This window comes from Nonomuraea glycinis, from assembly GCF_014646515.1.
GTDB lineage: Bacteria > Actinomycetota > Actinomycetes > Streptosporangiales > Streptosporangiaceae > Nonomuraea > Nonomuraea glycinis.
In genome coordinates, this window is the sequence record NZ_BMNK01000005.1 from 183,710 (window position 1) to 206,192 (window position 22,483).

Genomic DNA, 22,483 nt, shown 5'->3' on the forward strand with positions numbered 1-22,483 from the left:
CCGCCCTGGCCTGCCAGTCGGCGCCGTCGCTGGTCACCTTGGTGCCGTCCGCCCGATCGCTGATGCCGCGCACCACGATGGTCGGCAACGACCTGTTGAGATGGCCGGCCTGTGACACACCGGCGGCTTCCATCTCGATGGCGAGCGCGTCGTTGTAGGTCTGGCGGATCCACTGGGCGTGCGCGGAGATCCTGGAGTCCTGCACGACCTCGCCGGCCGCGATCGGCCCGAAGCGCACCTTCGGTACGGCTGCTCCTTCGGGCAGGCGGCGAGTCCAGGATCCGCTCCTGTAGAGGTGACGGGCGATCTGGTCCGGCTCGTGCGAGATCTCCCAGACGCGCGGACGCGCCTTGAACCCGTCGTCCTCGCTGGTGCCACCGTGATAGGCGTACACATGCGTGGCGACCACCACGTCGCCGAGGTCGATGTCGGGCCAGAGAGCCCCGGCCACCCCCACGAACAGCAGGGCGAACGGGGCGAACTCGGTGATAGCCCGCTCGGCGAGCACCGCGGCGGGGTGGGTTCCTTTGCCGACCAGCCCCAGGGCCACCGGACATCCGCCGTCCGCGAGCCTGCCGACCTCGAACCGTGTGCCGGCGGCGTGGCGATGTGACCGTAGATCGGTCACATGCTTGCGGACGGCCTGATACTCCAGGTCCAGTGCGGTGAGGATGACGATGGGACGCTCGTTCATGACTGTCGGACTCCTTCGGCCGCGGTCTGAGCCGCCGGTCCGTCCTGTGGCGTGACGTGGGCCGACCGGACCATGGGGGGATTCAGCGCCTGGACCGGGCCCGCTCTGAAGAGCCTGGCGGGGCGGCCGTTCGCCGTCCGCCGCATCGGGCCGGCCGCGACGATGAAGCCGCGCGAGCCCTGGACCTTGCGGTAGAAGTTCCGGGGGTCCAGCCGGATGCCCCACACCGCTTCGTACACCTGCTGGAGCTCGGAGATGGTGAAGGTCTCGCCGCAGAACGCGGTGGCGAGCGCGGTGTACTCGAGCTTGGTGCGTGCGCGTTCGACGCCGTCGGCGATGATCCGCGCGTGATCGAACGCCAACTCCACGCCGGAGGACAGGGCGTCCTCCACCGGCATCCAGCAGGCGTCGGCCGCGTCGGTCCCCGCGGTGGGCTCCGGCAGGCGCGGTGCGATGGCCAGGTGGGCGACGGACACGACGCGACCGCGGGGGTCGCGCCCTGGCTCGCCGTACACACCCAGCGTCTCCAGGTGCACGTCGGCCAGGCCGGCCTCCTCCGACAGCTCCCGCCGCGCCGCCGCCTCGATGTCCTCGTGCTCGTCACGGAGGAACCCTCCAGGCAGGGCGAGTGCGCCCTGGTAGGGGTCGATCCCGCGGTGGACGAGCAGCACGTGCAGGCGTGCGCCGCGCAAAGTCAAGATCACCAGATCGGCCGCGAGCAGGACGGCCGGTGGTTCCCATGGGTCAGCGTGCATGAGGACAGCGTAGCTTTTTGTCAGATCGACAGAAAGTCTTTAGCTGAACTGATTTGCACTCAATGTCACATGTAGATCACTGGCGGCATGAGAGTGCGTGGGCCGCGCGGGGGTGGGTCAGGTGATCGGCAGGTCCTTGCGGGCCTGTTCCAGGTCGGTGATCCAGATCCACAGCCGCTGCGGCGGCGGCACCTGGTGGTAGCCGAACGGGCCGACCTCGGTCAAAGAGCGCAGGTCGACGCAGACTCGCTGGTAGGCGGCCGCGATGGCGTCCGCGGGGTCGCTCATCTTCGCGGCGCCGAGCCTGAGGCAGGCCCGGTACTCGTAGCCGAGCAGCAGGTCGGAGCCGAACTGCCGCCAGGCGCCGCGCTGCTCCTGCCACGCCGTCTCGGCCTCCTCGATGAGCAGGTTCAGGTCCGAGGCGCGCGGGATGGAGGGGTAGATGACGAAGGTGGCGGCCCAGCCGAGGGCGACCATGTCGAGGTTGAACGTCCTGCGGTCGGGGTGGTGGCGCGGCGGCAGCGGGTCGGTGGCCGAGCCGGAGAACCAGGGGGCGGTGTAGGCGAGCAGCCGGCCGTTCCGCTCGACCAGCTCGCCGGTGGCGATGACCGCCAGCTTGCGCTGCGAGCCGTCCGGGCGGGTGAGCCGGGTGTTCGTCATGGTCTTGTGGGCTTCGGCTGCCAGCTTGCCGGCGGTCAGGTGCCGCTGCGCGGCGTCGGGGGTGAGGCGGGCGATGAGATGGTCGCGCAGGTCCTGCGGCAGCGCGTCGTACGTGCCGTCGCTCAGGCGGGTCCTGGCCCGGTCGAGGGTGGCCTGGGCGCTGGCCGGGTTGCCGCCCAGCTGGCTTTCCGGGGTGTCGATGGACACCATGCGGACCGACATCTCGATCACGGGGGTGTCGCCGTCGGTCACCCTGACGAAGCGGTAGTCCTGGGCCGGCCGACTGGGACCGACGAATCCGAGATCCACCATGCTGCGCTCCTGACCTGCTGAAAGGTGACTGCCTGCCAGCGGCAAGGTCGCAGCCGGTCAGCCGTCCGGCGTGGTGCACACACGGTTCTTGAGAGGCGCGGGGGAAAACCCTCGCCGTGCGCCGACACTCCCGTTACGGTTTTGTGACCTGTTAGAGGTTCGTTGGCGGTTCTGTGGGAAAGCTTGAACATGAAGTCCAGCAGAGGGCTTCTCGCCTCACGTGTTACGTGGCGTGCCTCTGCCTGGGCTTTTTTCCATGGCGGGCCGCCAGCGAATATTTGGAGCATCACATGGCCGTCCTGGATATCGCACTCGAGCAGATGAACGCCGAAGAGCTTCTGACCGAGATGGTCAAGCCGCAGACCTCCGAGCTGCTGAAGGCACGGATCCGTGAACGCCTGGTGGAGCTGTACGACGGGCTCGTGTCCGACGTCACCCGCCGCTACCGCTATCGCGGCGAGCCCGTCGAGGACCTGCGCCAGGCCGCGTACGTCGGGCTGATGAAGGCCGTCAACGGCTACGACGCCGAGCTCGGCCACGAGTTCCGCGGCTACGCGATGATCACCATGATCGGCGAGGTCAAGCGTCACTTCCGGGACCGTACGTGGGCCATCAGGGTGCCGCGGGTCTACCAGGAGCGGCGGATCGAGCTCAACAAGGCCACCTCGGAGCTGACCCAGACGCTCGGCCACTCGCCGACCGTCGCCGAGCTGTCGGCCAAGATGGGCATCTCGGAGGAGGAGGTGCTGCTCACGCTCGAAGCGTCCACCGCCTACAGCGCGCTGTCGCTGGACGCGCCCGTCGGTGACGGTGAGGACGCGGCCGAGCTGGGTGACTTCCTGCCGGCCCAGGACGGGTCGCTGGACATGCTGCTCGACAAGCACTCCGTCAAGCCGCTCATCGACGCCTTGCCGACCCGGGAGAAGAACATCCTGCTGATGCGCTTCTACGGCAACATGACCCAGGCCGAGATCGCCGCCGAGTTCGGCATCTCGCAGATGCACGTGTCGCGGATCCTGCGCGCCGTGCTCACCAAGCTGCGCGACGGCCTGACCGACTGACGGGCGGCGACCGGCGGATAGGCTCGCGAGTGTGCCCCCCTGTCGGGGAGCGCTTCTCTATCCGAGAGTGACAGGCGACATGAGCAGTGTCCGTAACAACGACGGCGTGCGCGTCGGGCACGGGGCCAACGCGCAGTGGCTCAAGGACAACCCCTCGGCCCTGCCCCAGGTGGGGCCGGGCCGCTGGGCGGTGTACGACCGGACCGGCCACCTGTGCGGCCACATCACGGGTGACGGTCCGACCCGCGAGACCCGTTTCAAGGCGGTGACGGCCGAAGGCGAGCCGGTCGCCGAGGACAGCTTCGGCATCACCCTGCCCGACGCGGGGGCGTACCTCCTGGATGTCGCCGGGCACGGCGAGCAGGGGGATGCCGCCGACGGCGGCGAGCAGGGGCAGGCCGCCGGCAAGTAGTTCCGGCCACGGGTTTCCGGTAATGTCCATAGGTATTACATGGAATCCTAAAAGGAAGGTGACCAGGCATGCCTGGCTCCCGGTTGTGGCCTAATCTCACGTCCATGTCGATCAATGAGGACGTTCTCGGCGGCCTGCTGCCCGATCCGGACCGTGCGGCCGTCGCGGTCCTGCCCCCGGTCACCGGGGAAGGGCACTGGGCGGGCGCGCCCAGTGCCGTCGCCGGGGACGAGTGGATCCATCTCGCCTACCGGTTGCGCCGCCCGGTGGGGGAGGGGCGGGGCTACGCGGTGGTGATCGCCCGCTCCCGCGACGGCGAGCGGTTCGAGACGCTGGCCACGATCACCCGTGAGGAGATGGACGCCGAGTCCCTGGAGCGCCCGGCGCTGGTACGCCTGCCGCAGGGACGCTGGCGGCTCTACCTCAGCTGCGCCACCCCGGGCACCAAACACTGGCGGGTGGAGGTGCTGGAGGCGGACGACCCCGCCGCCTTCGATCCGGGCGCGCGCCGGATCGTCCTGCCCGGCGCCCTGAAGACGGGGGTGAAGGACCCGGTGATCGTACGGCGCGGCGGGGTCTGGCACCTGTGGGCCTCCTGCCATCCGCTGGACGACCCCGACGAGGCCGACCAGATGGTCACCGACTACGCCACCAGCGCCGACGGCCTGGAGTGGACCTGGCAGGGCACGGCGCTGAGCGGCCGCCCCGGACAGTGGGACGCGCGCGGAACCCGGATCAGCTCGGTCCGGTTCGACGGGGACCGCGTGCTGGCGTTCTACGACGGACGGGCCAGCGCGGCGGAGAACTACGAGGAGCGCACCGGGGTCGCGGCGGGCGCCGAGCCCGGCGCGCTGACCCCGTACGGCGACGCCCCGGCGGCGGCGTCGCCGCATCGGGGCGGTGGCCTGCGCTATCTCGACCTCGTCGACCTGCCGGCGGGCGGCACTCGGCTCTACTACGAGTACACCCGCGCCGACGGGACCCACGAACTCCGCACCGAACTGCGCTGATCAGGGCGACGTCGCCCGGCCGTTCCTGGACTGGCGCTGGCTCGGCGGCCGGATGCCCACCAGCCCGCCCGAGCGGGACCGGGGCCCGAGCCAGTCGCTGAAGTCCTCGCCGGTGACCTCCCCCAGCAGGGCGATGTCGTCGGCGAAGTAGGGCAGCAGCCCGCTGCGCTGTTCCCAGGTCAGCGGCCGGCGCGACTCGCCCCGGTGCTGGAGCAGCGTCTCGATGGGCTCGGCCAGCGTGGCGGGCAGGCGTCGCCGGAACGACGACAGCAGCGTGTGGCGCGGGCTCGCGTCCGGGTGGGCCGTGACGTTCTCCCTCGGCACCTGGGTGACCAGGCCCTGCCGTACGCCGAGGAAGGCGCAGATCCGGTCCAGTGTCTCGGCCGGCCGGTCCACCAGGTCCCGGTAGCGGAAGATCAGCACCTGCTCCCGGGGGAACAGCGTGAACAGGTGGGCGAGCTGCTCGCCGTAGCGGCCGAGGCTCGTGTAGTGCCAGAAGTGCGCCCAGCCGGCGGCGATCCGCCTGCCCTCTTCGGCGCAGGCCCGCACCACGTCGTCGATCGGGTCCAGCCCGGCCGACCACAGGTGGGTCCAGTTCGAGTGGGCCCGCTCGACCGGGTCACGCAGGATCGCGATGATCCTCACGTCCGGTACGGCCGCCTGGATGCGGCGTTGCGCGTTGAGGTCGTACAGGTAGAAGGGGGTGGCCTCGCCTTTCAGGGTGCCTGGGGGTGCGGCGGCGAACAGCGCCTCGTAGTCCTCGCGCCGCCAGACGTGCTCGCGGTAGGTTCGGGCGTCGCCCGGCCCGCCCCTGGCCGGCGGCGGGCCGTCGGTGAGGAAGAACTTGGGCTCCTTGACCGGTGACATGAACAGCTGCGGATGGTGCTGCAGAGCGGCGTGCAGGGCCGTCGTCCCGGCTTTGGGCGCACCGGCGATGAGGAGGTCCGGCAGGGGCACGATCATCCCTCCTAAGGACTGAAAAGTATCACCTCATTACCTACCAACTATGTGGGATGCTTCAAGCATGGGTTTGGACAGAACCCGCTCACCGAGCGACCACGTCGAGACACCGATGACCGCCGCGATCATGGCCGGGCGCTGGATTCGCTCCGCCGCGGTCGACGACGAACGCGGGCGGCACTGGCGAGCCAACCCCGACCCCCGAGGGCGAGCGGCCGTCGACACCGAGCCCGACTCCCTCTACGCCGGGGCGGCCGGCATCGTGCTCTTCTTCCTCGACCTCGCCGCCGCGACCGGCCACGAGGCCTACCTGGAAGACGCCCGCGCCGGGGCCCGCTATCTCGCCGCCACCTGGCAGGACCAGGCTGACCTGTCTCTTTACCATGGTCTCACCGGCATCGTCGTCGCGCTCACCGAGGCTGGCTGGGTGCTCGGCGAGGAGCGGTTCGAGGAGGCGGCGGTCGCCGCCGCGGACCGGATCGTCCAGGGGGCGCGCCCGTTCGGCGGCGGTCTCGGCTGGACCGGCGACCCCGCCCAGAGCGGCGACGGCGGGATCGTGCTCGGCCTGCTGCGGGCCGCCACGGTGCTCGGCGTGCCCGCCTACGAGGAGATCGCGCTGGTCGCGGGGGAGCGGATCGCCGAGCTGGCCGTGCCCGGCCACCGCTTCGGCGACTGCCCCGGGCTGCCCGAGGACGCCGTCACGCCCGGCTTCCTGTCCGGCACGGCGGGCACCGCCTTCCTGCTGGCCCGCCTGTACGCCCGCACCGGCGAAGGGCGTTTCCTGGAGGGCGCACTGCGGGGAGCGGGCTTCGTGCGCGAGGTCAGCGTGGTGGCCGGCCGGTGCGCCGTGGTCCCGCACCACGTGCCGCAGGGCAGGCAACTGCACTATCTGGGGTTCTGTTCCGGCTCCGCGGGCGTGGCCCGGATGTTCTACGAGCTGCACCGGGCGACCGGCGACCCTGGCCACCTCGACTGGGTGGAGCGGCTGGCGCGGGGCATCATGGAGAGCGGCGCCCCGCACCGGCAGACGGCCGGGTTCTGGAACGTGGCCTGCCAGTGCTGCGGCGCCGCGGGCCTGCTGGAGCTGTTCGTCGGGCTGTGGGCGGCGACCGGGCGCACCTTGTACGCGACCTACGCCGAGACCCTCGCCACCCACCTCATCGGCCGCGCCACCGGCTATGACGGGCTGGGTATGCGGTGGTACCAGGCTTATCGGCGGCTGCGGCCCGGCGAGGTGTCGGCGGACACCGGTTACCTGGTCGGCGCCGCCGGGATAGGTGCGGCCCTGCTGCACTTCGACGCCGCGATGAAGCCGGAGCAGGCGCGTAGGGACATCCTGCTGCCCGACAACCCCTTCCCCGCCATCCCGGTGCCCGCCGCTCAGTCGTGAGCTTTTCATGTAAAACCAGTAGGGAATGTTGACTTTGCCCGGAGCGAAGCGTACGTTCCAGGTATGAGCCAGGGCATCAACCTGACCAAGCGCGCGCACGTGGACTTCGGCCACGTCATCAGCGCGCAGTGTCGTTGATCACGAAGACGTTCCTTCCCTCCGACTTCTCCTGGCGTGGCCGACGGCGCTCACGCCCTCACCGACGTCCTGCCTCCCGCGTGCGCTTACCGCGGGCGAGGCGTCTCTCCCGTGAGGACCCATCTCGTGATCATGACCTCTGACCGATTCCCCGCCGCAACGCCCCTGTACGACGACGCCGCCGAACCGAAGGTGACGCAGTCATGACGGACACGCTCCCCGACCGCACGGTGGACGCCGACGGCTTCCGGCGGGCGCTGGCCGTCCATCCCGCCGGCGTGGTGGTGATCACCGCACTCAGCGAAGGGCTCCCCGTGGGGCTGACCGCGACGTCGTTCTGCTCCGTCAGCCTGGAGCCGCCGCTGGTCTCCTTCTACGTGGACCGATCCTCGAGCACCTGGCCGTCGCTGCGGACGGCCGACCATTTCGCGGTCAACATGCTGGCCGGCGACCAGGCCGACGTGGCGGCGCGGTTCGCCCGCAAGGGGATCGACCGCTTCGCCGAGCCCACCCGGTGGCGGCCGGGCCCGCTGGGCGCGCCGCTGCTGCAGGACGTGTCGGCGCACCTGATCTGCCTGCCGTACGAGACCCGCGAGGTGGGCGACCACATCCTGGTGGTGGGGCTGGTCGCCGAGGCGAACGTGCGCGGCCCGGCCCGCCCTCTCCTCTACCACAGCGGCCGCTTCGGCCGGTTCGTCGCCCAAGCCTGACGTTTCTCCGCTTGTCAGCCCAAGCCTGACATTTTTCCGCCTGTCATAGGGAGCTTTGGTGCCCCGCTTATTTCGGCATGCCCGTTTTGACCTGTCCATTCGATCAACGACTCGGTGGTCCCGATGACCCGGCCACGTAAGCGCGTCCACCTCGCCGCACACTTCCCCGGAGTGAACAACACCACGGTCTGGGCCGATCCGCGCTCCGGCAGCCAGATCGACTTCGCCTCCTTCGTCCATCTCGCCAGGACGGCCGAGCGCGGTACGTTCGACTTCTTCTTCCTGGCCGAAGGGCTGCGGCTGCGCGAGCTGAAGGGGCGCATCCACGATCTCGACGTGGTGGGCAGGCCGGAGGCCCTCACCGTGCTGAGCGCCCTGGCCGCCGTCACCGACCGGCTCGGCCTCGCGGGCACGGTCAACGCCACCTTCAACGAGCCGTACGAGCTGGCCAGGCGGCTGTCCACGCTCGACCACCTGAGCGAGGGGCGGGCCGCCTGGAACGTGGTCACCAGCTCCGACGCCTTCACCGGGGAGAACTTCCGCCGGGGCGGCTACCTCGACCGCGCCGACCGTTACCGGCGCGCCGGCGAGTTCGTCGAACTCTCGCGGAAGCTATGGGACTCCTGGCAGCCGGACGCGCTGGTCGCCGACCAGGACTCCGGCCGGTTCGTCCGGACGGGTGACGTCGGGGCGTTCCGGCACCAGGGCGAGCAGTTCACCGTCGAAGGCCGGTTCACCCTGCCCCGCGGCCCGCAGCGCCATCCGGTGATCATCCAGGCCGGGGACTCCGACGAGGGCAGGGAGTTCGCCGCCTCCGCCGCGGACGTGATCTTCAGCCGGCACGGCACCCTGGAGGACGGCAGGGCCTTCTACGCCGACGTCAAGCGCCGCCTGGCCAGGTACGGCCGCGAACCGGCCACGCTGAAGATCATGCCGGCGGCCACGTACGCGCTGGGCGACACCGAGGAGGAGGCCGCCGAGCGGGCGGCGGAGATCCGCCGCCTGCAGGTCGGGCCGCAGACCGCGATCGCCTTCCTGGAGCAGGTGTGGGGGCGCGACATGTCGGCCGTCGATCCGGACGGCCCGCTGCCGGACATCGAGCCGAACCTGGCGGACGGGGTCTCGCAGGGGCGGGCCGCGCACGGCGACCGGGCGTCCCTGGCCGCTAAGTGGCGGACCATCGCCGACGAGAAGCGACTGACCGTCCGCGAGCTGGTGATCGAGGTGACCGGGCGGCAGACGTTCATCGGGACCCCCGAGAGCGTGGCGCGGCAGATCGACGAGCACGTGCAGGCGGACGCCGCGGACGGCTTCATCCTGGTGCCGCACCTGACCCCCGGCGGCCTGGACGAGTTCGTCGACCGAGTGGTGCCGCTGCTGCGGGAGCGCGGCGTCTTCCGCACCGAGTACACCGGCGGCACGCTGCGCGAACACCTGGAGCTGACATGACCGACCAGCATCAAGCACTGCACCTGGCCGTCGCGCTGGACGGGGCCGGATGGCATCCGGCGGCGTGGCGGGAGTCGTCCGCGCGGCCGTCGCAGCTCTTCAGCGCCCGCTACTGGGCGGGGCTGGTGGCCGAGGCCGAGCGCGGCCTGCTCGACTTCGTCACCATCGAGGACGCGCTGGGCCTGCAGTCCGCGGGGTTCGACGGGCCGGACGAGCGGGTCGACCAGGTGCGCGGCCGGTTCGACGCGGTCCTGCTGGCGGCGCGGCTCGCGCCGCTCACCACCTCCATCGGGCTGGTGCCGACCGCCACCGTCACGCACACCGAGCCGTTCCACGTGGCGATCGGCATCGCCACGCTCGACCACATCAGCGGCGGCCGGGCCGGCTGGCGGCCCCAGATCTCGGGCCGGGCCGCCGAGGCGCGGCACTTCGGACGCCGGCCGTTCCCGCCCCTGGACCCCCGCGACGACGAGCGGATCCGGCCGCTGTTCGAGGAGGCCGCCGACGCGGTCGAGGTGGCCCGGCGGCTCTGGGACAGCTGGGACGACGACGCGGAGATCCGCGACGTGCCCACCGGCCGGTTCATCGACCGGGACAGACTCCACTACATCGACTTCGCCGGGCGCTTCTTCTCGGTGAAGGGGCCGTCGATCACCCCGCGCTCGCCGCAGGGCCAGCCGGTGGTCACGGCGCTCGCGCACGCCCGGATCCCGTACGAGTTCGCGGCGGGCGCCGCCGACGTGGTCTACGTGACGCCTCACTCGGCCGAACAAGCCGCGAGCATCGTGGCCGAGATCCGAGAGCTGTCCGGCGAGGTGCGGATCTTCGCCGACCTGCTCGTCCTCCTGGGCGAGGACGCGGCGGCGCGCAAGGCCCGGCTCGACGAGCTGGACGGCGCCGAGCTGGACTCCGACGCGGCGATCTTCACCGGGACGGTGGAGGAGCTGGCCGACCTGCTGATCGCGTGGCAGCGGGCGGGCATACAAGGCTACCGGCTGCGACCGGGCGCGGTGCCGTACGACCTGAAGCAGATCACCCGAGGGCTGACCGCCGAGCTGCGCGGGCGCGGCGTGTTCAGACGCGCGTACGAGTCCGGCACGCTGCGCGGACTGCTCGGCCTGCCGCGCCCGGCCGGTCGGTATGCGGAGGTTCGATGAAATTTCTGGCCATCACCCTGATCGCGCACCACGACGAGAGATCGCACGCCGAGCGCCTGCGCGAGGTCGTCGACAACGCGGTCCTGGCCGAGGAGCTGGGCTTCGACGGGTTCGGGGTGGGGGAGCGGCACGAGCGGCCGTTCCTGTCCTCCTCGCCGCCGGTGGTGCTCAGCCACATCGCGGCCAGGACGTCCACGATCCGCCTGTTCACCGCCGTCACCACGCTGAGCCTGCTCGACCCGGTGCGCGCGTTCGAGGACTACGCGACGCTCGACAACCTCTCCGGCGGCCGGCTGGAGCTGATCATCGGCAAGGGCAACGGGGCCGCGCAGGCGCAGCTCTTCCACGTCACCCCCGAGGACCAGTGGGAGCGCAACCGCGAGGGGTACGAGCTGTTCCGGCGCCTCTGGCGGGAGGACAAGGTCACCTGGGAGGGCCGGTTCCGGCCGTCGCTGACCGAGGCCGAGACCTGGCCGCGACCGCTGCAGCGGCCGATCAGGATCTGGCACGGCAGCGCGACCAGCAAGGAGTCGGTGGAGCTGGCCGCCAAGTACGGCGACCCGCTGTTCTCGGCCAACGTCAGCAACCCCATCGAGCCGTACGCCGAGCTGATCGAGCACTACCGCGAGCGGTGGGCGCACTACGGCCACGATCCCGCCGAGGCGCTGGTCGGCGCCGGCAGCGCCGGTTACTACGCCACCCGCAGCTCGCAGGAGGCGATCGAGACCTACCGCCCGATCTACGAGGCCCGCCTGGCGCTGTTCGCCCGGCTCGGCGTGCGGCCGGAGTTCCCCACCCTGGAGGACGCCATCGAGCGCAGCTCCATCCTGGTCGGCAGTCCGCAGCAGATCATCGACAAGGTGCTGCGCTACCACAAGCGGTTCGGCCATGAGGCGATGCACCTGCACGCCGACGCCGACGGGCTCACTCCCGAGCAGCACCGGGGCGCGCTGGAGCTGTTCCAGGCCGAGATCGCGCCCGTGCTGCGCGCGGAGATCCCCAGCAGGCCGTTCCCTGGAGGAACCTCATGACACTGTCCATTCTCGACCTCGCCCCCATCACCTCCGGAGGCACCGCGGCCGACGCCCTCCGCAACACGATCGACCTCGCCCAACGGGCCGAGGAGTACGGCTACCGCCGCTACTGGCTGGCCGAACACCACTTCACGCCCGGCGTGGCGAGCTCGGCCCCCGCCGTGCTGATCGCGCTCGTGGCGGCGGCCACCGGCTCGATCCGGGTCGGCTCGGGCGCCGTGCAGCTCGGGCACCAGACACCGGTGTCGGTGGTCGAGCAGTTCGGGCTCATCGACGCGCTCTATCCGGGGCGGCTGGACCTGGGCGTCGGCCGCTCGGGGCAGCGCAGGAACGAGCTCGCCCAGCAGGGCGCCCCACCGCCCGCCCAGCCGCCGCGCATCGTGGACGGCCTGCTCATCCCCCAGGCGTTCGACTGGTCGCAGCTCTTCAAGAGCCCCCACCTGGCCTACCAGGCCGGCCTGCTCCAGCAGCCGGGGGCGCGGACGCCGGACTTCGCCGAGCAGATCGACGAGGTCCTCGCCTTCCTGCGCGGCACCCACCAGGCGCACGCCGTGCCCGGCGAGGGAGCCGACGTGGCCGTGTGGATCCTCGGCAGCAGCGGCGGGCAGAGCGCCCGGGTCGCGGGCGAGCGCGGGCTGCCCTTCGCGGCCAACTACCACGTCAGCCCGTCCAGCGTGCTGGAGGCGGTCGAGGGCTACCGCCAGGCGTTCAAGCCCTCCGACGTGCTGGCGGAGCCGTACGTGATCGTGTCGGCGGACGCGGTGGTGGCCGAGGACGAGGCGACGGCCCGTGAGCTGGCCAAGCCGTACGGGCTGTGGGTGCGCGGGATCAGGACCGGCGCGGGCGCCCCGCCGTACCCCAGCCCGGCCGAGGCCGACGCGCACGTGTGGAGCGAGGAGGACCTGGAGCTGGTGAAGGACCGGACCGACACCCAGTTCGTCGGCTCGCCGGAGGACGTGGCCGAGCGGCTCGGGGTGCTGCGCCGGGTGACCGGCGCCGACGAGCTGCTGATCACTACCATCACGCACGGCCACGCGGACCGGGTGCGCTCCTACGAGCTGCTGGCCAAGGCCTGGGACGGCCGGCGATGAGACGTCTGGTCGTGCTCGCCCTGCTGCTCACCGCCTGCGGCGCGCAGCCCGTTCAGCAGGCCGCGAGCACCTCGCTCACCTGGGCGATCGAAACCCAGCCGATCACGCTGAACCCGCACCTGTGGGCGCAGAACAAGGCCAGGCTGCTGGTCTTCAACCAGTTCGACGCGCTGGTGTCGCGCGCCGAGGACGGCTCGTTCCAGCCCTGGCTCGCCACCTCCTGGAAGGTCTCGGACGACGAGCTCACCTACACCTTCGAGTTACGCGACGACGTGACGTTCCACGACGGCACGACGTTCGACGCGGCGGCGGTCAAGGCCAACCTCGACCAGTTCCGCGAGTCCGGCTACAACCCGGCCGTGGCCGCGATCCAGCTCAGGGCGTTCGACAAGGCCGAGGTGGTGTCGCCCACCACGGTGAAGATCACGCTGAAGGAGCCGGACGGGCTGTTCCTCGACTTCCTCGCCTCACCCCTCGCCGGGCAGGTGTCGCCGAAGTCGCTGCGCGAGGCCAAGGACGTCCGGTTCGGCGGCCCCGACCTGGTCGGCACCGGGCCGTTCATCCTCGACCGGTACGTACAGGGCCAGGAGATCCACTACCGCCGTAACCCCGCCTACAAGTGGCCGCCCGCCGGCGCCGGTCACCAGGGTCCCGCGCACCTGTCCGAGATCACCTACCGCTTCCTGCCCGAGGCCGCGGTCCGCGTCGGCGCGCTCACCTCCGGCCAGGTGCAGGTCATCGAGGGCGTCCCGGCCACCGAGGTCACCCTGATCGAGCAGGACCCCGGCCTGACCCTGACCACCGCGCTCAACTCCGGCACCGCCTTCTCCTATTACTTCAACACCGATCACGCCCCCTTCGACGACCAGCGGGTACGGCAGGCGTTCCGGGAGGCCGTGGACCTGGACGCGGTGCTCAAGGCCGTCTACCAGGGCACCGCCACCAGGGCGTGGAGCGTGGTCGGCAAGGCGAGCCCGTTCTACGACGCCTCCCTGGAGAGGACCTTCGGCGGCGACGCGGCCAAGGCCAACGCCCTGCTCGACGAGGCCGGCTGGAAGCAGCGGGACGCCGAGGGCTTCCGGGTCAAGGCCGGCAAGCGGCTCACCGTGCGCAGCGTCTCCGCCGCGCCCTACGTCAGGGACCGCAGGGACGTCCTCGCCCAGGCCATCCAGGCCCAGGTCAAGCAGAGCGCCGGGATCGACTTCCAGGTCAAGATCGTGGACCAGGGAACGGCGCAGAAGGCCGTGGACGACAACGCGTACGAGATCTTCGAGAACTCGCGCGGCGACTCCGACGTGGGGGCGGCGCTCAACCTCATCCTGCCGCGCGACGGCGCGATCAACCGCACCCGCTTCACCGACCCCCAGGTGGAGAGGTGGCTCGGGCAGGCGTCCGCCACCTCCGACCAGGCCAAGCGGAAGGAGCTCTACACCAAGGTCCAGCGGGCGGTGGTGACCGAGAAGGCGATCGTGTTCCCGATCTACGTCCCCGCCGACCAGATCGCCGCCCAGAAGAGCGTCCAAGGGCTCGGCTTCGACCCCGGCTCCGGCACCCCGGCGAGCGCCTACGACGTCCGGATCGGCACGTGATCAAGAGACTGGGCACCGGGCTGGCCGTCATGTGGGCGGCGGCCACCGCGTCCTACCTGGCGCTGCTGCTGGCCCCCGGCGACACCGTGGACATCCTGGTCGGCGAGGGCGCCGACACCCCGGAGATCCGGGCGGAGATCATCGCCGAGTGGGGGCTCGACCGGCCGGAGGCGGTCCAGTACCTGGACTACCTGTGGCGGCTGCTGCACGGCGATCTCGGCCGCTCCTACCAGCTCGACCGCGGGGTGGGTGAGATCCTGGCCTCCCAGGCCGGGCCGACCGCCCAGCTCACGCTCGCGGCGGCGGCCATCGGGGTCACGCTGGCCGGGGTCATCGCGGTGGCCACGGCCGGCCGGGGGCGGTGGCTGCGCGGCGCCGCCTCGGCGGCAGAGCTGGTGTCGGTGTCGGTGCCGCCCTTCCTGATCGGGATCCTGCTGCTGTCGGTGTTCTCCTTCACGCTCGGCTGGTTCCCGGTCTCCGGCGCGGCGGGGCCGCAGGCGCTCGTGCTGCCCGCGCTCGCGCTCGGCCTGCCCATCGCCGGCGTGCTCGGCCAGGTGCTGCGCGGCGGGCTGGAACGGGCGCTGGAGCAGCCGTTCGCCGTCACCGCCAGGGCGCGCGGGCTGACCGAGCGGGCGCTGGTCGCCCGGCACGCGCTCCGGCACGCCCTGCTCCCCGCCGTCACCCTGGCGGGCTGGTTCACCGGCGCGCTGCTCGGCGGCGCGGTGATCACCGAGGTGCTGTTCGGCCGCCCCGGCCTCGGGCAGATCGCGATGCAGGCCGTGACCGGCAGGGACATGCCGGTGGTGATGGCCGTCGTGCTGCTGTCGGCGGCCGTGTACGTGACGATCAGCACGCTGCTCGACCTCTCCTACCGCGCCATCGACCCGCGGATCGGGGGCTGACGTGCGGATCTTCGTCCCCGCGACGTTCCTGGTGCTGCTCGCGCTGGCCGTCGCCGCGCCCGGCCTGATCACCGGTGTGGACCCGCTGGCGGCCGATCCGCTGCGCGCGCTCGCGCCGCCGGGCGCGGACCACTGGTTCGGCAGCGACCATCTCGGCCGGGACGTGCTGTCCAGGGTGGTGTACGGCGCACGTCACTCGCTCACCATCGGCGTCACCGCCACCGTGCTCGCCGTGACCGCGGGCGTGCTGCTCGGCCTGGCCGCCGGGCTGTCGCCCAAGTGGCTGGACGAGACGCTGGCCCGCTCGTTCGACGTGCTGTCCACCCTGCCGGAGCTGCTGCTCGCGCTGCTGGTCATCGCCATCACCGGGCCGGGCACGGTCAACGTCATCGTGGCCATCGCCGTCGCGCAGATCCCGAACTACGCCCGGGTGATCCGCGCCCAGACCTTCGTGGTCCGCCACGCCGCCTACGTCGAGCAGGCCGTCACGTTCGGCCGCTCCCGGCTCGCGATCACCGCCGGGCACGTGCTGCCCAACGTGCTCGGGCCGATCCCGGTGCTGGCCACGATCGGGCTCGGCACCGCCGTCATCGCCGCCTCCGGGCTCAGCTTCCTCGGCATGGGGCCGCAGCCGCCGGCCGCCGAATGGGGCGCGATGCTCTCCGAGGCCCGCAACTACCTGCGGGTCGCCTGGTGGGAGGCGCTGTTCCCGGGGATCGCGATCACCCTGACCGTCGTCTGCCTGACCGTGGTCGGGCGGCGCCTGCAGCGCCGTTTCGAAGGGAGAACGCCATGACCGTGAACGCCGCGCCGCCCGCCGTCAGGACGCTGCTGGCCGCCGAGGACCTGCGGGTGAGCTTCGTCGGGACCGAGGTGGTGCGCGGCATCTCGCTGTCGGTCGCGCCGGGGGAGTGCGTGGCGATCGTGGGGGAGTCCGGGTCGGGCAAGAGCGTCACCGCCCGGTCGCTGCTCGGCCTCGCCGGGCCCGGCTCGGTCGTACGGGCCGGGGCGTTCCGGATCGCCGGGCGGGACGCGCTCGGGTTCGGACCGGGGGACTGGCGGCGGCTGCGGGGCCGGTTCGCCGGGCTGGTGCTGCAGGACGCGCTGGTCTCGCTCGATCCGCTGCGGACCGTGGGCGCAGAGATCGGGGAGGTGCTCGCGGTGCACGACGCGGTGCCGCGGGCCCGCCGTACGGAACGGACGCTGGAACTGCTCGCCTCGGTGGGCGTGCCCGATCCGGCGGCTCGCGCGCGGCAGTATCCGCACCAGTTGTCCGGCGGGCTGCGGCAGCGGGTGCTGATCGCCTCGGCCATCGCGGCCGAGCCCGAGCTGATCATCGCCGACGAGCCGACCACGGCGCTGGACGTGACCGTTCAGGCGCAGATCCTGCGGCTGCTCGCCGAGCGCAAGGCCGGCGGGACCGCGCTGCTGCTGATCAGCCACGACCTCGCGGTGGTGGCCTCGATCGCGGACCGCGTCCTGGTCATGAAGGACGGCCGGACCGTCGAGGAGGGGCCCACCGGCCAGGTGCTGTCGGCGCCCGAGCACCCGTACACCCGCTCGCTGCTGGCCGCCGTGCCCTCGGCCGCCTCCCGCGGCACCCGCCTGTCGACCGCCCCACCCCTGGTGGGAGCCGCCGCGCGCACGGCGGGGGAGTCGCCGGCGGTCGGGGGCGGCCCGCGTACGGCGGCTGAGCTTCCGCCGGCCGGTGGTGGCGTTCGGGTGGCGGGGGAGCCGCCGCCGGTGGGACGTGCGGTGAGTCGGGCTTGGCCGGTGCTCGCCGGGGTCGGGTTGTCGAAGTCGTACGGCGCGCGCACGGTGGTGGACGAGGTCTCCTTCGTGCTGCACGAGGGGGAGACGCTCGGCATCGTCGGTGAGTCCGGGTCGGGCAAGACCACGCTCGCCAGGCTGGCCCTGGGGCTGCTCGAACCGGATGCCGGGCGGGTCAGCCTGCACCGGCGCCCGTGGAGCGGCGTGCCGGAGCGCGGGCGGCGGCCGCTGCGGCCCAGGATCCAGCTCATCTCGCAGAACCCGCTCGACTCCTTCCACCCCCGCCACACCGTCGGCCGCCTGATCGCCGAGCCGCTGTCGCTGTCGGTGTCAGCGTCGTTGTCGGCGTCGTTGTCGGCGTCGGCGTCGGCGTCGCGGTCGCTGTCGCGGGGCGAGCGGCGGGACCGGGTGCTCGACCTGCTGGCCCGCGTCGGGCTCGGCCCCGAGGTGGCCGGCCGGCACCCCAGGGAGCTGTCCGGCGGGCAGCGGCAGCGCGTCGCCATCGCCCGGGCCCTCGGCCCCCGCCCGGACGTGCTCGTCTGCGACGAGCCGGTCTCCGCGCTCGACGTCTCCATCCAGGCTCAGGTGCTCGACCTGCTCGCCGAGATCCAGGCCGAGTACGGCACCGCCATGCTGTTCATCTCCCACGACCTGGGTGTCGTACATCACGTCTCCGACCGGGTGCTGGTCATGAAAGACGGCCAGGTGGTCGAGGAAGGCGACGTGGAGCAGGTGTTCACCCGCCCGCGGCATGCCTACGCACGGGCGCTGGTGGCCGCCGTGCCCCGGCTGCCCAGGGCGCGAGACGTAAACGTGACTTGACGGTCCGTGAATAACCATTAGATTCCTACTTGTACAGTAGGAATCATAGGAAAGGGGAGGTCGTGCGAGCGCTCATTCTGCTCGGGCTGGTCGGCTTCGTGGCCCAGCTCGTCGACGGCAGCCTAGGCATGGCCTACGGCGTCACCTCGACCACACTGCTGCTGGCCGTCGGCACCAACGCCGCGGCCGCGTCGGCCACCGTTCACCTGGCCGAGATCGGCACCACGCTGGCTTCGGGCATCTCACACTGGCGCTTCGGCAACATCGACTGGAAGGTGGTCGCCCGGATCGGCGTCCCCGGCGGGATCGGCGCCTTCGCCGGCGCGACCTTCCTGTCCAACCTGTCGACCGAGGTCGCCGCCCCGGTCATGTCGATCATCCTGCTGTCTCTGGGTGTCTACATCCTCATCCGCTTCACCGCCTTCGGCCTGCCGCGCGGCAACCTGGGCAAGCCGCTGCGCCGCCGCTTCCTCGGCCCGCTGGGCCTGGTGGCCGGCTTCGTCGACGCCACCGGCGGTGGCGGCTGGGGCCCGGTCGGCACCCCGGCCATCCTGGCCAGCGGCCGTCTGGCCCCGCGCAAGGTGATCGGCTCCATCGACGCCAGCGAGTTCATCGTCGCCATCGCGGCCAGCGTCGGCTTCTTCATCGGCATCGGCTCGGAGAACATCAACTTCTCCTGGGTCGCCGTGCTGCTGATCGGCGGCGTCATCGCCGCGCCGATCGCCGCCTGGCTGGTCCGCCACATCCCGCCGCGCATCCTCGGCTCGGCCGTGGGCGGTCTGATCATCCTGACCAACGTCCGCACCCTGCTGCGCAGCGACTGGATCGACGCCCCCGGCAACGTCCAGACCGTGGCCTACATCACCATCGCCGTCCTGTGGGCCGCCGCCCTGGCCTACTCGGTGCGGGAGTACCGCCGCCACAAGGCCGAGGAGACCGTGGAGGCGATCGAGACCGATCTGCGCAAGTCCGAGGAGGAAACGACCTCCGCCTGACACCTGTGAGAATCTCCGCACGCACCCAGTACGCGCTGGGAGCCATGTTGGCCCTGGCGGAGGCAGGCGGCCCAGTCCACGCGGAATGGGTCGCCACTTCGCAGGACATCCCACGCCGTTTCTGCGACAACATCCTGCTCCAACTCCGCCGGGCCGGGCTCATCAACAGCCAGCGCGGCCCCGACGGCGGGTACTGGCTCGCCCGCTCACCCGGGGAGATCTCCCTGGCCGACGTCATCCGCGTCACCGAGGGCGTCGAGCAGGCCGCCAAGCCGTTCCCCAAGGCAGCCGCGCCCCTCGAAGAGATCTGGGCGCGGCTGCACGACCATGAGCACACCCTGCTCCGCGAGATCACCCTCGCCGACATCATGACCTCCGGCGGCCCGCCGCCGTGACCGAGCCGCGCGATGTCGGGGATGTCGGGGATGTCGGGGGATGTCGCGTGACATCGCCGCGCGAGGGTGGGCCCGCGCGGCGTCTTCGACTCGGACGGCCTGTCAGCAGGACAGGTTGTCGCCCGGCGTGGTGCCGAGGATCTGCACGAACCGCTGGTAGGCGGTGATGCGGCTCTGCACCTGGGCGGGGTTCCTGCCGCCGCACTCGAGGCCGCCGTTGATGCTGCGGATGGTCTCGCCGAAGCCGGGGCCGTTGACCATGGCGTTGTGCGGGGTCATGGTGCCGGGGCCGTTCTGGGTGTTCCAGTACCACAGCGCGGTCTTCCAGGCCACGGCGGAGTCGGTCTGCACCAGATAGGGGTTGCCCAGCAGGTCGAGGCCGAGGGCGTCGCCGGCGGCCTTGTAGTTGTAGTTCCAGCTGAGCTGCATCGGCCCGCGACCGTAGTAGGCGGACGTGCCGGCGGGGCAGCCGAAGGGCTGGCCGGGGTCGCAGTAGTGCGAGTAGTTGGCGGTGTTCTGCTCCACGATGTGGACCAGGCCGCCGGTTTCGTGACCGACGTTGGCGAGGAACGCCGCGGCCTCCCGCTTGCGTACGGTGTCGCTGCCGGTCTTGGCGAAGCCGGGGTAGGCGCTGAGGGCGCTGGTCAGCCCGTTGTAGGTGTAGAAGGAGTTCCTGCCCGGGAACATCTCGTTGAACTGCGCCTGGCTCACCACGAACCCGGACGGGTCCGGCGGGTCGGTGGGGTCGGTGCCGCCACCGCAGGTGTACGGGTCCCAGTACCACGTGCTGATCGTCGGGTCGTAGCCCGGGTTGTCGTGCTCGGCCCGGTAGTACCGGCCGTCGGTGAACCGGACGATGGAGCCGGCGGGGTACCACGTGCCCGCCGCCCAGTTCGGGTGGTTGCAACCGGGGGTGGTCGAGCCGCCGCTGCAGCCGCCCTTGTCCGCCCAGACCGCCGCGCCGCCGGGGGTCTCGCCCTGCGTCCACCACAGGGCCGAGTAGTTGCGGCCGTTGTGGGAGACGGAGGCGCCACCGGTGTAGACGGCGCCGGAGCTCCACGCGGCGGCGCACGCCTCGGCGGAGGCGCTGGACATCGGCAGCGCGAAGGTCAGCGCGCCCGCCACCGCCGTAGCCGACAGGGCGGCCAAAATGCGTTGTTTGTACACCCAATCACCCTCTCAGAATCTCTTAGGAAAGTTTCCTAAGAGATTGGTGCCTGACAATAGCCATGACTCATCGCCACAACAAGGCCCAAATGAGGAGTCAGCCGGTGCTGTAGTGCACGCTCCACGCCGTGCCACCGGTGAACTCGGCGAGGACGCGCACCGGCCTGCCGGTGAGGTCGATGGCCTGGGTCCGGGGCGGGACGCTCTTCTCGGTGTAGACGGCCAGGTGGTCCGTGCCGTACCAGAACCAGATCTTCCCGCCCGCGGGCAGTGGCAGGGTGGACAGCCGCCGTCCGGTGGCGACGTCGATGACGCACGCGGTGTCGGTCAGGCCGGGGCACCCGGCGGCGAGCCGGCCCGCCGAGAAGTGCGGGGTCTCGCCGTCCGCCAGCGCGGCCTGCTCGATGGTACGGCGCACGCTGCCGTCCAGGGCGTGGACGCTGACCCGGTCGGCGCCGGCGGCACGGGCGACCGTCCCCTCGTCGGGCCCCCACACGTAGTCCGCCTTGCCGGACTCCGGCGCGCCCTGCCGGGTCACGGTCGCGGTGCGCCCGGCGACGTCCACCAGGGCGAAGCCCACGGTACGGTTCTCGGCCGCGGTGTCGAAGACGGTCACCAGCAGCCGATCGCCCTCCTCGCTCCAGTTCGCGTTCCGCAGGGCGAGCGGCGGGTCGACCACGTGCACCCAGAACTCGCCGCCGAGGTCACGGTCGGTGAACCGGACCCCGCCCGCGTTCTCCGCGGCCAGCTGGGGGGACTCGTGGACGGCGGCGGTCCGGTCGCCGGCGGGGGAGATCAGCGGCAGCATGCGGCCGGTCGAGGGCCGGAAGGTGTCGCCGTCGACGGCACGCAGACCGGCGCTGAAGGCCAGCCCCTCACTCAGCTGCGTGCTGCCGCGCAGGAAGGAGGTCATCCGCAGGGGGTCGGAGGGATGCTCGTGCAGCGTGGCGCTCAGCCCGGGGACCTTGACCGCGCGGGTGTCGGTGGCCAGCGGCCCGCTCGTGGCGCGGGTGACCGCCCCCGGCCTGAGCACGGCGAGGGTGACGGATCCCGCGACGAGCACGGTCGCCAGGGCGGCGGCCATGATCACCAGGCGTCGCCGGCGCGGGCCCGGCTCGCGGAACGGCACGGGAAGGGACGGCCACCTGCCCGGCTGGGTGACGGCGGCCCTGGTGGCTCCGGCGGTCAGCTCCTGCGGGGAGGTGGCGCCGGTGGCGGTCTGGGCCGGGCGGCCGAGCAGGCGCAGGAGCACCTGCCGGGCGGCGGGCCGGTCGGCCGGGTCCTTGGTCAGGCAGGCGGCGACCGCCTCGCGCAGGTCGGCGTCGAGGGGGCCGAGGTCGGGCTCGGCGTGCATGATCAGGTTGATGGTCGCGGGCAGCGCGCCGGTGCCGAACGGGGGCGTCCCCGTGGCGGCGAACACCATGGTGGAGGCCCACGCGAACAGGTCGGCCGCCGGCCCGCCCACACCGAGGCTGAACTGCTCGGGCGCCATGTAGGGCGGGGTGCCCATCAGGTCCTCGCCCGGGACGTCGACCACACCGGCGGGGCGGGCGATGCCGAAGTCGATGACGCGCGGCCCCTCCGGGCTGAGCAGCACGTTGCCCGGCTTGAAGTCGCGGTGCACGACTCCGGCGCGGTGGATGGCGGCCAGCGCGGTGATGGTGCCCACGGCCAGCCGGTGCAGTTCGCGCCCGCGCAGCGGCCCACGGGCGGCCACCGCCTGCTGCAGGGTGGGGCCCTCGACGTACTCGCTGACCACGTAGGGCGCGCCGTCGGCCGTACCGACCTCGAGGACCTGCGCCGTGCAGAAGGCGGCGATCCTCGGCAGGATCTCGGCCTCGCGGCGCAGCAGCGCCGCGGCCTCCTCGTCGGGCGCGCGCAGGACTTTGACGGCCACCGGGCGGCCGTCCGGCGACTCGGCCAGGTAGACCACACCCTGACCGCCGGCGCCGAGCCGGCCGCGCACCCGATAGTCGCCGATCCTGTCGGGGTCGTCGGGCAGCGACACGG

At 71.8% G+C, this 22,483-nt stretch carries 21 protein-coding genes; 15 read left to right on the forward strand and 6 right to left on the reverse strand.

Annotation, left to right across the window (positions count from 1 at the left end; all coding sequences use genetic code 11):
* The 3 genes from IEY87_RS45770 to IEY87_RS16800 form a co-directional block, all read right to left on the reverse strand.
* On the reverse strand, positions 1–694 hold a 694-nt coding region (locus tag IEY87_RS45770; RefSeq protein ID WP_229699343.1), incomplete at its 3' end, for a 5'-methylthioadenosine/S-adenosylhomocysteine nucleosidase family protein.
* A complete protein-coding gene (locus IEY87_RS16795; RefSeq protein WP_189139597.1) occupies positions 691–1,449 on the reverse strand; it encodes an NUDIX hydrolase in 759 nt (252 codons plus the stop codon). The genes IEY87_RS16795 and IEY87_RS45770, both read right to left, overlap by 4 nt.
* A gap of 117 nt (positions 1,450–1,566) precedes the next feature.
* On the reverse strand, positions 1,567–2,421 hold the full coding sequence (locus IEY87_RS16800) for a nuclease (protein ID WP_189139598.1): 855 nt from the start codon (positions 2,419–2,421) through the stop codon (positions 1,567–1,569).
* A 290-nt stretch (positions 2,422–2,711) separates the two neighbouring features.
* Here IEY87_RS16800 and IEY87_RS16805 point away from each other — a divergent pair, with 290 nt between their 5' ends.
* The 3 genes from IEY87_RS16805 (at position 2,712) to IEY87_RS16815 (ending at position 4,904) form a co-directional block, all read left to right on the forward strand.
* On the forward strand, positions 2,712–3,482 hold the full coding sequence (locus tag IEY87_RS16805) for a SigB/SigF/SigG family RNA polymerase sigma factor (protein WP_189139599.1): 771 nt from the start codon (positions 2,712–2,714) through the stop codon (positions 3,480–3,482).
* A 79-nt stretch (positions 3,483–3,561) separates the two neighbouring features.
* Positions 3,562–3,894, forward strand: a complete 333-nt coding sequence (locus IEY87_RS16810) for a hypothetical protein (RefSeq protein ID WP_189139600.1) — start codon at positions 3,562–3,564, stop codon at positions 3,892–3,894.
* A gap of 104 nt (positions 3,895–3,998) precedes the next feature.
* Positions 3,999–4,904, forward strand: coding sequence for a glycoside hydrolase family protein (locus IEY87_RS16815; RefSeq protein ID WP_189139601.1), 906 nt, complete (start codon positions 3,999–4,001; stop codon positions 4,902–4,904).
* Here IEY87_RS16815 and IEY87_RS16820 read toward each other — a convergent pair whose 3' ends face one another.
* A complete protein-coding gene (locus IEY87_RS16820) occupies positions 4,905–5,867 on the reverse strand; it encodes a sulfotransferase family protein (RefSeq protein WP_225277054.1) in 963 nt (320 codons plus the stop codon). It abuts the gene before it with no gap.
* Positions 5,868–5,928: 61 nt separating this feature from the next.
* On the opposite strand from IEY87_RS16820, the gene IEY87_RS16825 reads away from it, so the two are divergent.
* The 12 genes from IEY87_RS16825 (at position 5,929) to IEY87_RS16880 (ending at position 19,306) form a co-directional block, all read left to right on the forward strand.
* Positions 5,929–7,254 (forward strand): lanthionine synthetase LanC family protein, encoded by a 1,326-nt coding sequence (locus IEY87_RS16825; RefSeq protein WP_189139602.1) that lies wholly within the window; start codon positions 5,929–5,931, stop codon positions 7,252–7,254.
* A 341-nt stretch (positions 7,255–7,595) separates the two neighbouring features.
* On the forward strand, positions 7,596–8,102 hold the full coding sequence (locus IEY87_RS16830) for a flavin reductase family protein (protein WP_189139603.1): 507 nt from the start codon (positions 7,596–7,598) through the stop codon (positions 8,100–8,102).
* Between the two features lie 123 nt (positions 8,103–8,225).
* Positions 8,226–9,551, forward strand: a complete 1,326-nt coding sequence (locus IEY87_RS16835; RefSeq protein ID WP_189139604.1) for an NtaA/DmoA family FMN-dependent monooxygenase — start codon at positions 8,226–8,228, stop codon at positions 9,549–9,551.
* Positions 9,548–10,708, forward strand: coding sequence for an LLM class flavin-dependent oxidoreductase (locus tag IEY87_RS16840; protein WP_189139605.1), 1,161 nt, complete (start codon positions 9,548–9,550; stop codon positions 10,706–10,708). The genes IEY87_RS16835 and IEY87_RS16840 overlap by 4 nt, the downstream gene beginning before the upstream one ends.
* Entirely contained in the window at positions 10,705–11,739 is a 1,035-nt protein-coding gene (locus IEY87_RS16845) for an LLM class flavin-dependent oxidoreductase (RefSeq protein ID WP_189139606.1), read from the forward strand. Before IEY87_RS16840 ends, IEY87_RS16845 begins: the two co-directional genes overlap by 4 nt.
* Positions 11,736–12,833, forward strand: a complete 1,098-nt coding sequence (locus IEY87_RS16850; RefSeq protein ID WP_189139607.1) for an LLM class flavin-dependent oxidoreductase — start codon at positions 11,736–11,738, stop codon at positions 12,831–12,833. The genes IEY87_RS16845 and IEY87_RS16850 overlap by 4 nt, the downstream gene beginning before the upstream one ends.
* Complete coding sequence (locus IEY87_RS16855; RefSeq protein ID WP_189139608.1) at positions 12,830–14,422, forward strand: ABC transporter substrate-binding protein; 1,593 nt, start codon at positions 12,830–12,832, stop codon at positions 14,420–14,422. The genes IEY87_RS16850 and IEY87_RS16855 overlap by 4 nt, the downstream gene beginning before the upstream one ends.
* The gene (locus tag IEY87_RS16860) at positions 14,419–15,324 is read left to right on the forward strand and encodes an ABC transporter permease (RefSeq protein ID WP_225277053.1); all 906 of its coding nucleotides are present in this window, start codon (positions 14,419–14,421) and stop codon (positions 15,322–15,324) included. Before IEY87_RS16855 ends, IEY87_RS16860 begins: the two co-directional genes overlap by 4 nt.
* A gap of 1 nt (position 15,325) precedes the next feature.
* Complete coding sequence (locus tag IEY87_RS16865) at positions 15,326–16,120, forward strand: ABC transporter permease (RefSeq protein ID WP_189139609.1); 795 nt, start codon at positions 15,326–15,328, stop codon at positions 16,118–16,120.
* Complete coding sequence (locus tag IEY87_RS16870) at positions 16,117–17,916, forward strand: dipeptide ABC transporter ATP-binding protein (RefSeq protein WP_189139610.1); 1,800 nt, start codon at positions 16,117–16,119, stop codon at positions 17,914–17,916. The genes IEY87_RS16865 and IEY87_RS16870 overlap by 4 nt, the downstream gene beginning before the upstream one ends.
* Before the next feature lie 62 nt (positions 17,917–17,978).
* On the forward strand, positions 17,979–18,911 hold the full coding sequence (locus IEY87_RS16875) for a sulfite exporter TauE/SafE family protein (RefSeq protein ID WP_189139611.1): 933 nt from the start codon (positions 17,979–17,981) through the stop codon (positions 18,909–18,911).
* Between the two features lie 5 nt (positions 18,912–18,916).
* Positions 18,917–19,306 (forward strand): RrF2 family transcriptional regulator, encoded by a 390-nt coding sequence (locus tag IEY87_RS16880; protein WP_189139612.1) that lies wholly within the window; start codon positions 18,917–18,919, stop codon positions 19,304–19,306.
* A 102-nt stretch (positions 19,307–19,408) separates the two neighbouring features.
* Here IEY87_RS16880 and IEY87_RS16885 read toward each other — a convergent pair whose 3' ends face one another.
* Together IEY87_RS16885 and IEY87_RS16890 are read right to left on the reverse strand one after the other, a co-directional pair.
* Positions 19,409–20,473, reverse strand: a complete 1,065-nt coding sequence (locus tag IEY87_RS16885) for a glycoside hydrolase family 19 protein (RefSeq protein WP_189139613.1) — start codon at positions 20,471–20,473, stop codon at positions 19,409–19,411.
* A 97-nt stretch (positions 20,474–20,570) separates the two neighbouring features.
* Positions 20,571–22,481, reverse strand: a complete 1,911-nt coding sequence (locus IEY87_RS16890) for a serine/threonine-protein kinase (RefSeq protein ID WP_189139614.1) — start codon at positions 22,479–22,481, stop codon at positions 20,571–20,573.
* Positions 22,482–22,483: the final 2 nt, after the last annotated feature.

Coding starts and splice junctions, on each gene's coding strand:
- IEY87_RS16795 (WP_189139597.1), bottom strand. CDS start 1,449: ATGCACGCTGACCCATGGGAACCACCGGCCGTCCTGCTCGCGGCCGAT.
- IEY87_RS16800 (WP_189139598.1), bottom strand. CDS start 2,421: ATGGTGGATCTCGGATTCGTCGGTCCCAGTCGGCCGGCCCAGGACTAC.
- IEY87_RS16805 (WP_189139599.1), top strand. CDS start 2,712: ATGGCCGTCCTGGATATCGCACTCGAGCAGATGAACGCCGAAGAGCTT.
- IEY87_RS16810 (WP_189139600.1), top strand. CDS start 3,562: ATGAGCAGTGTCCGTAACAACGACGGCGTGCGCGTCGGGCACGGGGCC.
- IEY87_RS16815 (WP_189139601.1), top strand. CDS start 3,999: ATGTCGATCAATGAGGACGTTCTCGGCGGCCTGCTGCCCGATCCGGAC.
- IEY87_RS16820 (WP_225277054.1), bottom strand. CDS start 5,867: ATGATCGTGCCCCTGCCGGACCTCCTCATCGCCGGTGCGCCCAAAGCC.
- IEY87_RS16825 (WP_189139602.1), top strand. CDS start 5,929: ATGGGTTTGGACAGAACCCGCTCACCGAGCGACCACGTCGAGACACCG.
- IEY87_RS16830 (WP_189139603.1), top strand. CDS start 7,596: ATGACGGACACGCTCCCCGACCGCACGGTGGACGCCGACGGCTTCCGG.
- IEY87_RS16835 (WP_189139604.1), top strand. CDS start 8,226: ATGACCCGGCCACGTAAGCGCGTCCACCTCGCCGCACACTTCCCCGGA.
- IEY87_RS16840 (WP_189139605.1), top strand. CDS start 9,548: ATGACCGACCAGCATCAAGCACTGCACCTGGCCGTCGCGCTGGACGGG.
- IEY87_RS16845 (WP_189139606.1), top strand. CDS start 10,705: ATGAAATTTCTGGCCATCACCCTGATCGCGCACCACGACGAGAGATCG.
- IEY87_RS16850 (WP_189139607.1), top strand. CDS start 11,736: ATGACACTGTCCATTCTCGACCTCGCCCCCATCACCTCCGGAGGCACC.
- IEY87_RS16855 (WP_189139608.1), top strand. CDS start 12,830: ATGAGACGTCTGGTCGTGCTCGCCCTGCTGCTCACCGCCTGCGGCGCG.
- IEY87_RS16870 (WP_189139610.1), top strand. CDS start 16,117: ATGACCGTGAACGCCGCGCCGCCCGCCGTCAGGACGCTGCTGGCCGCC.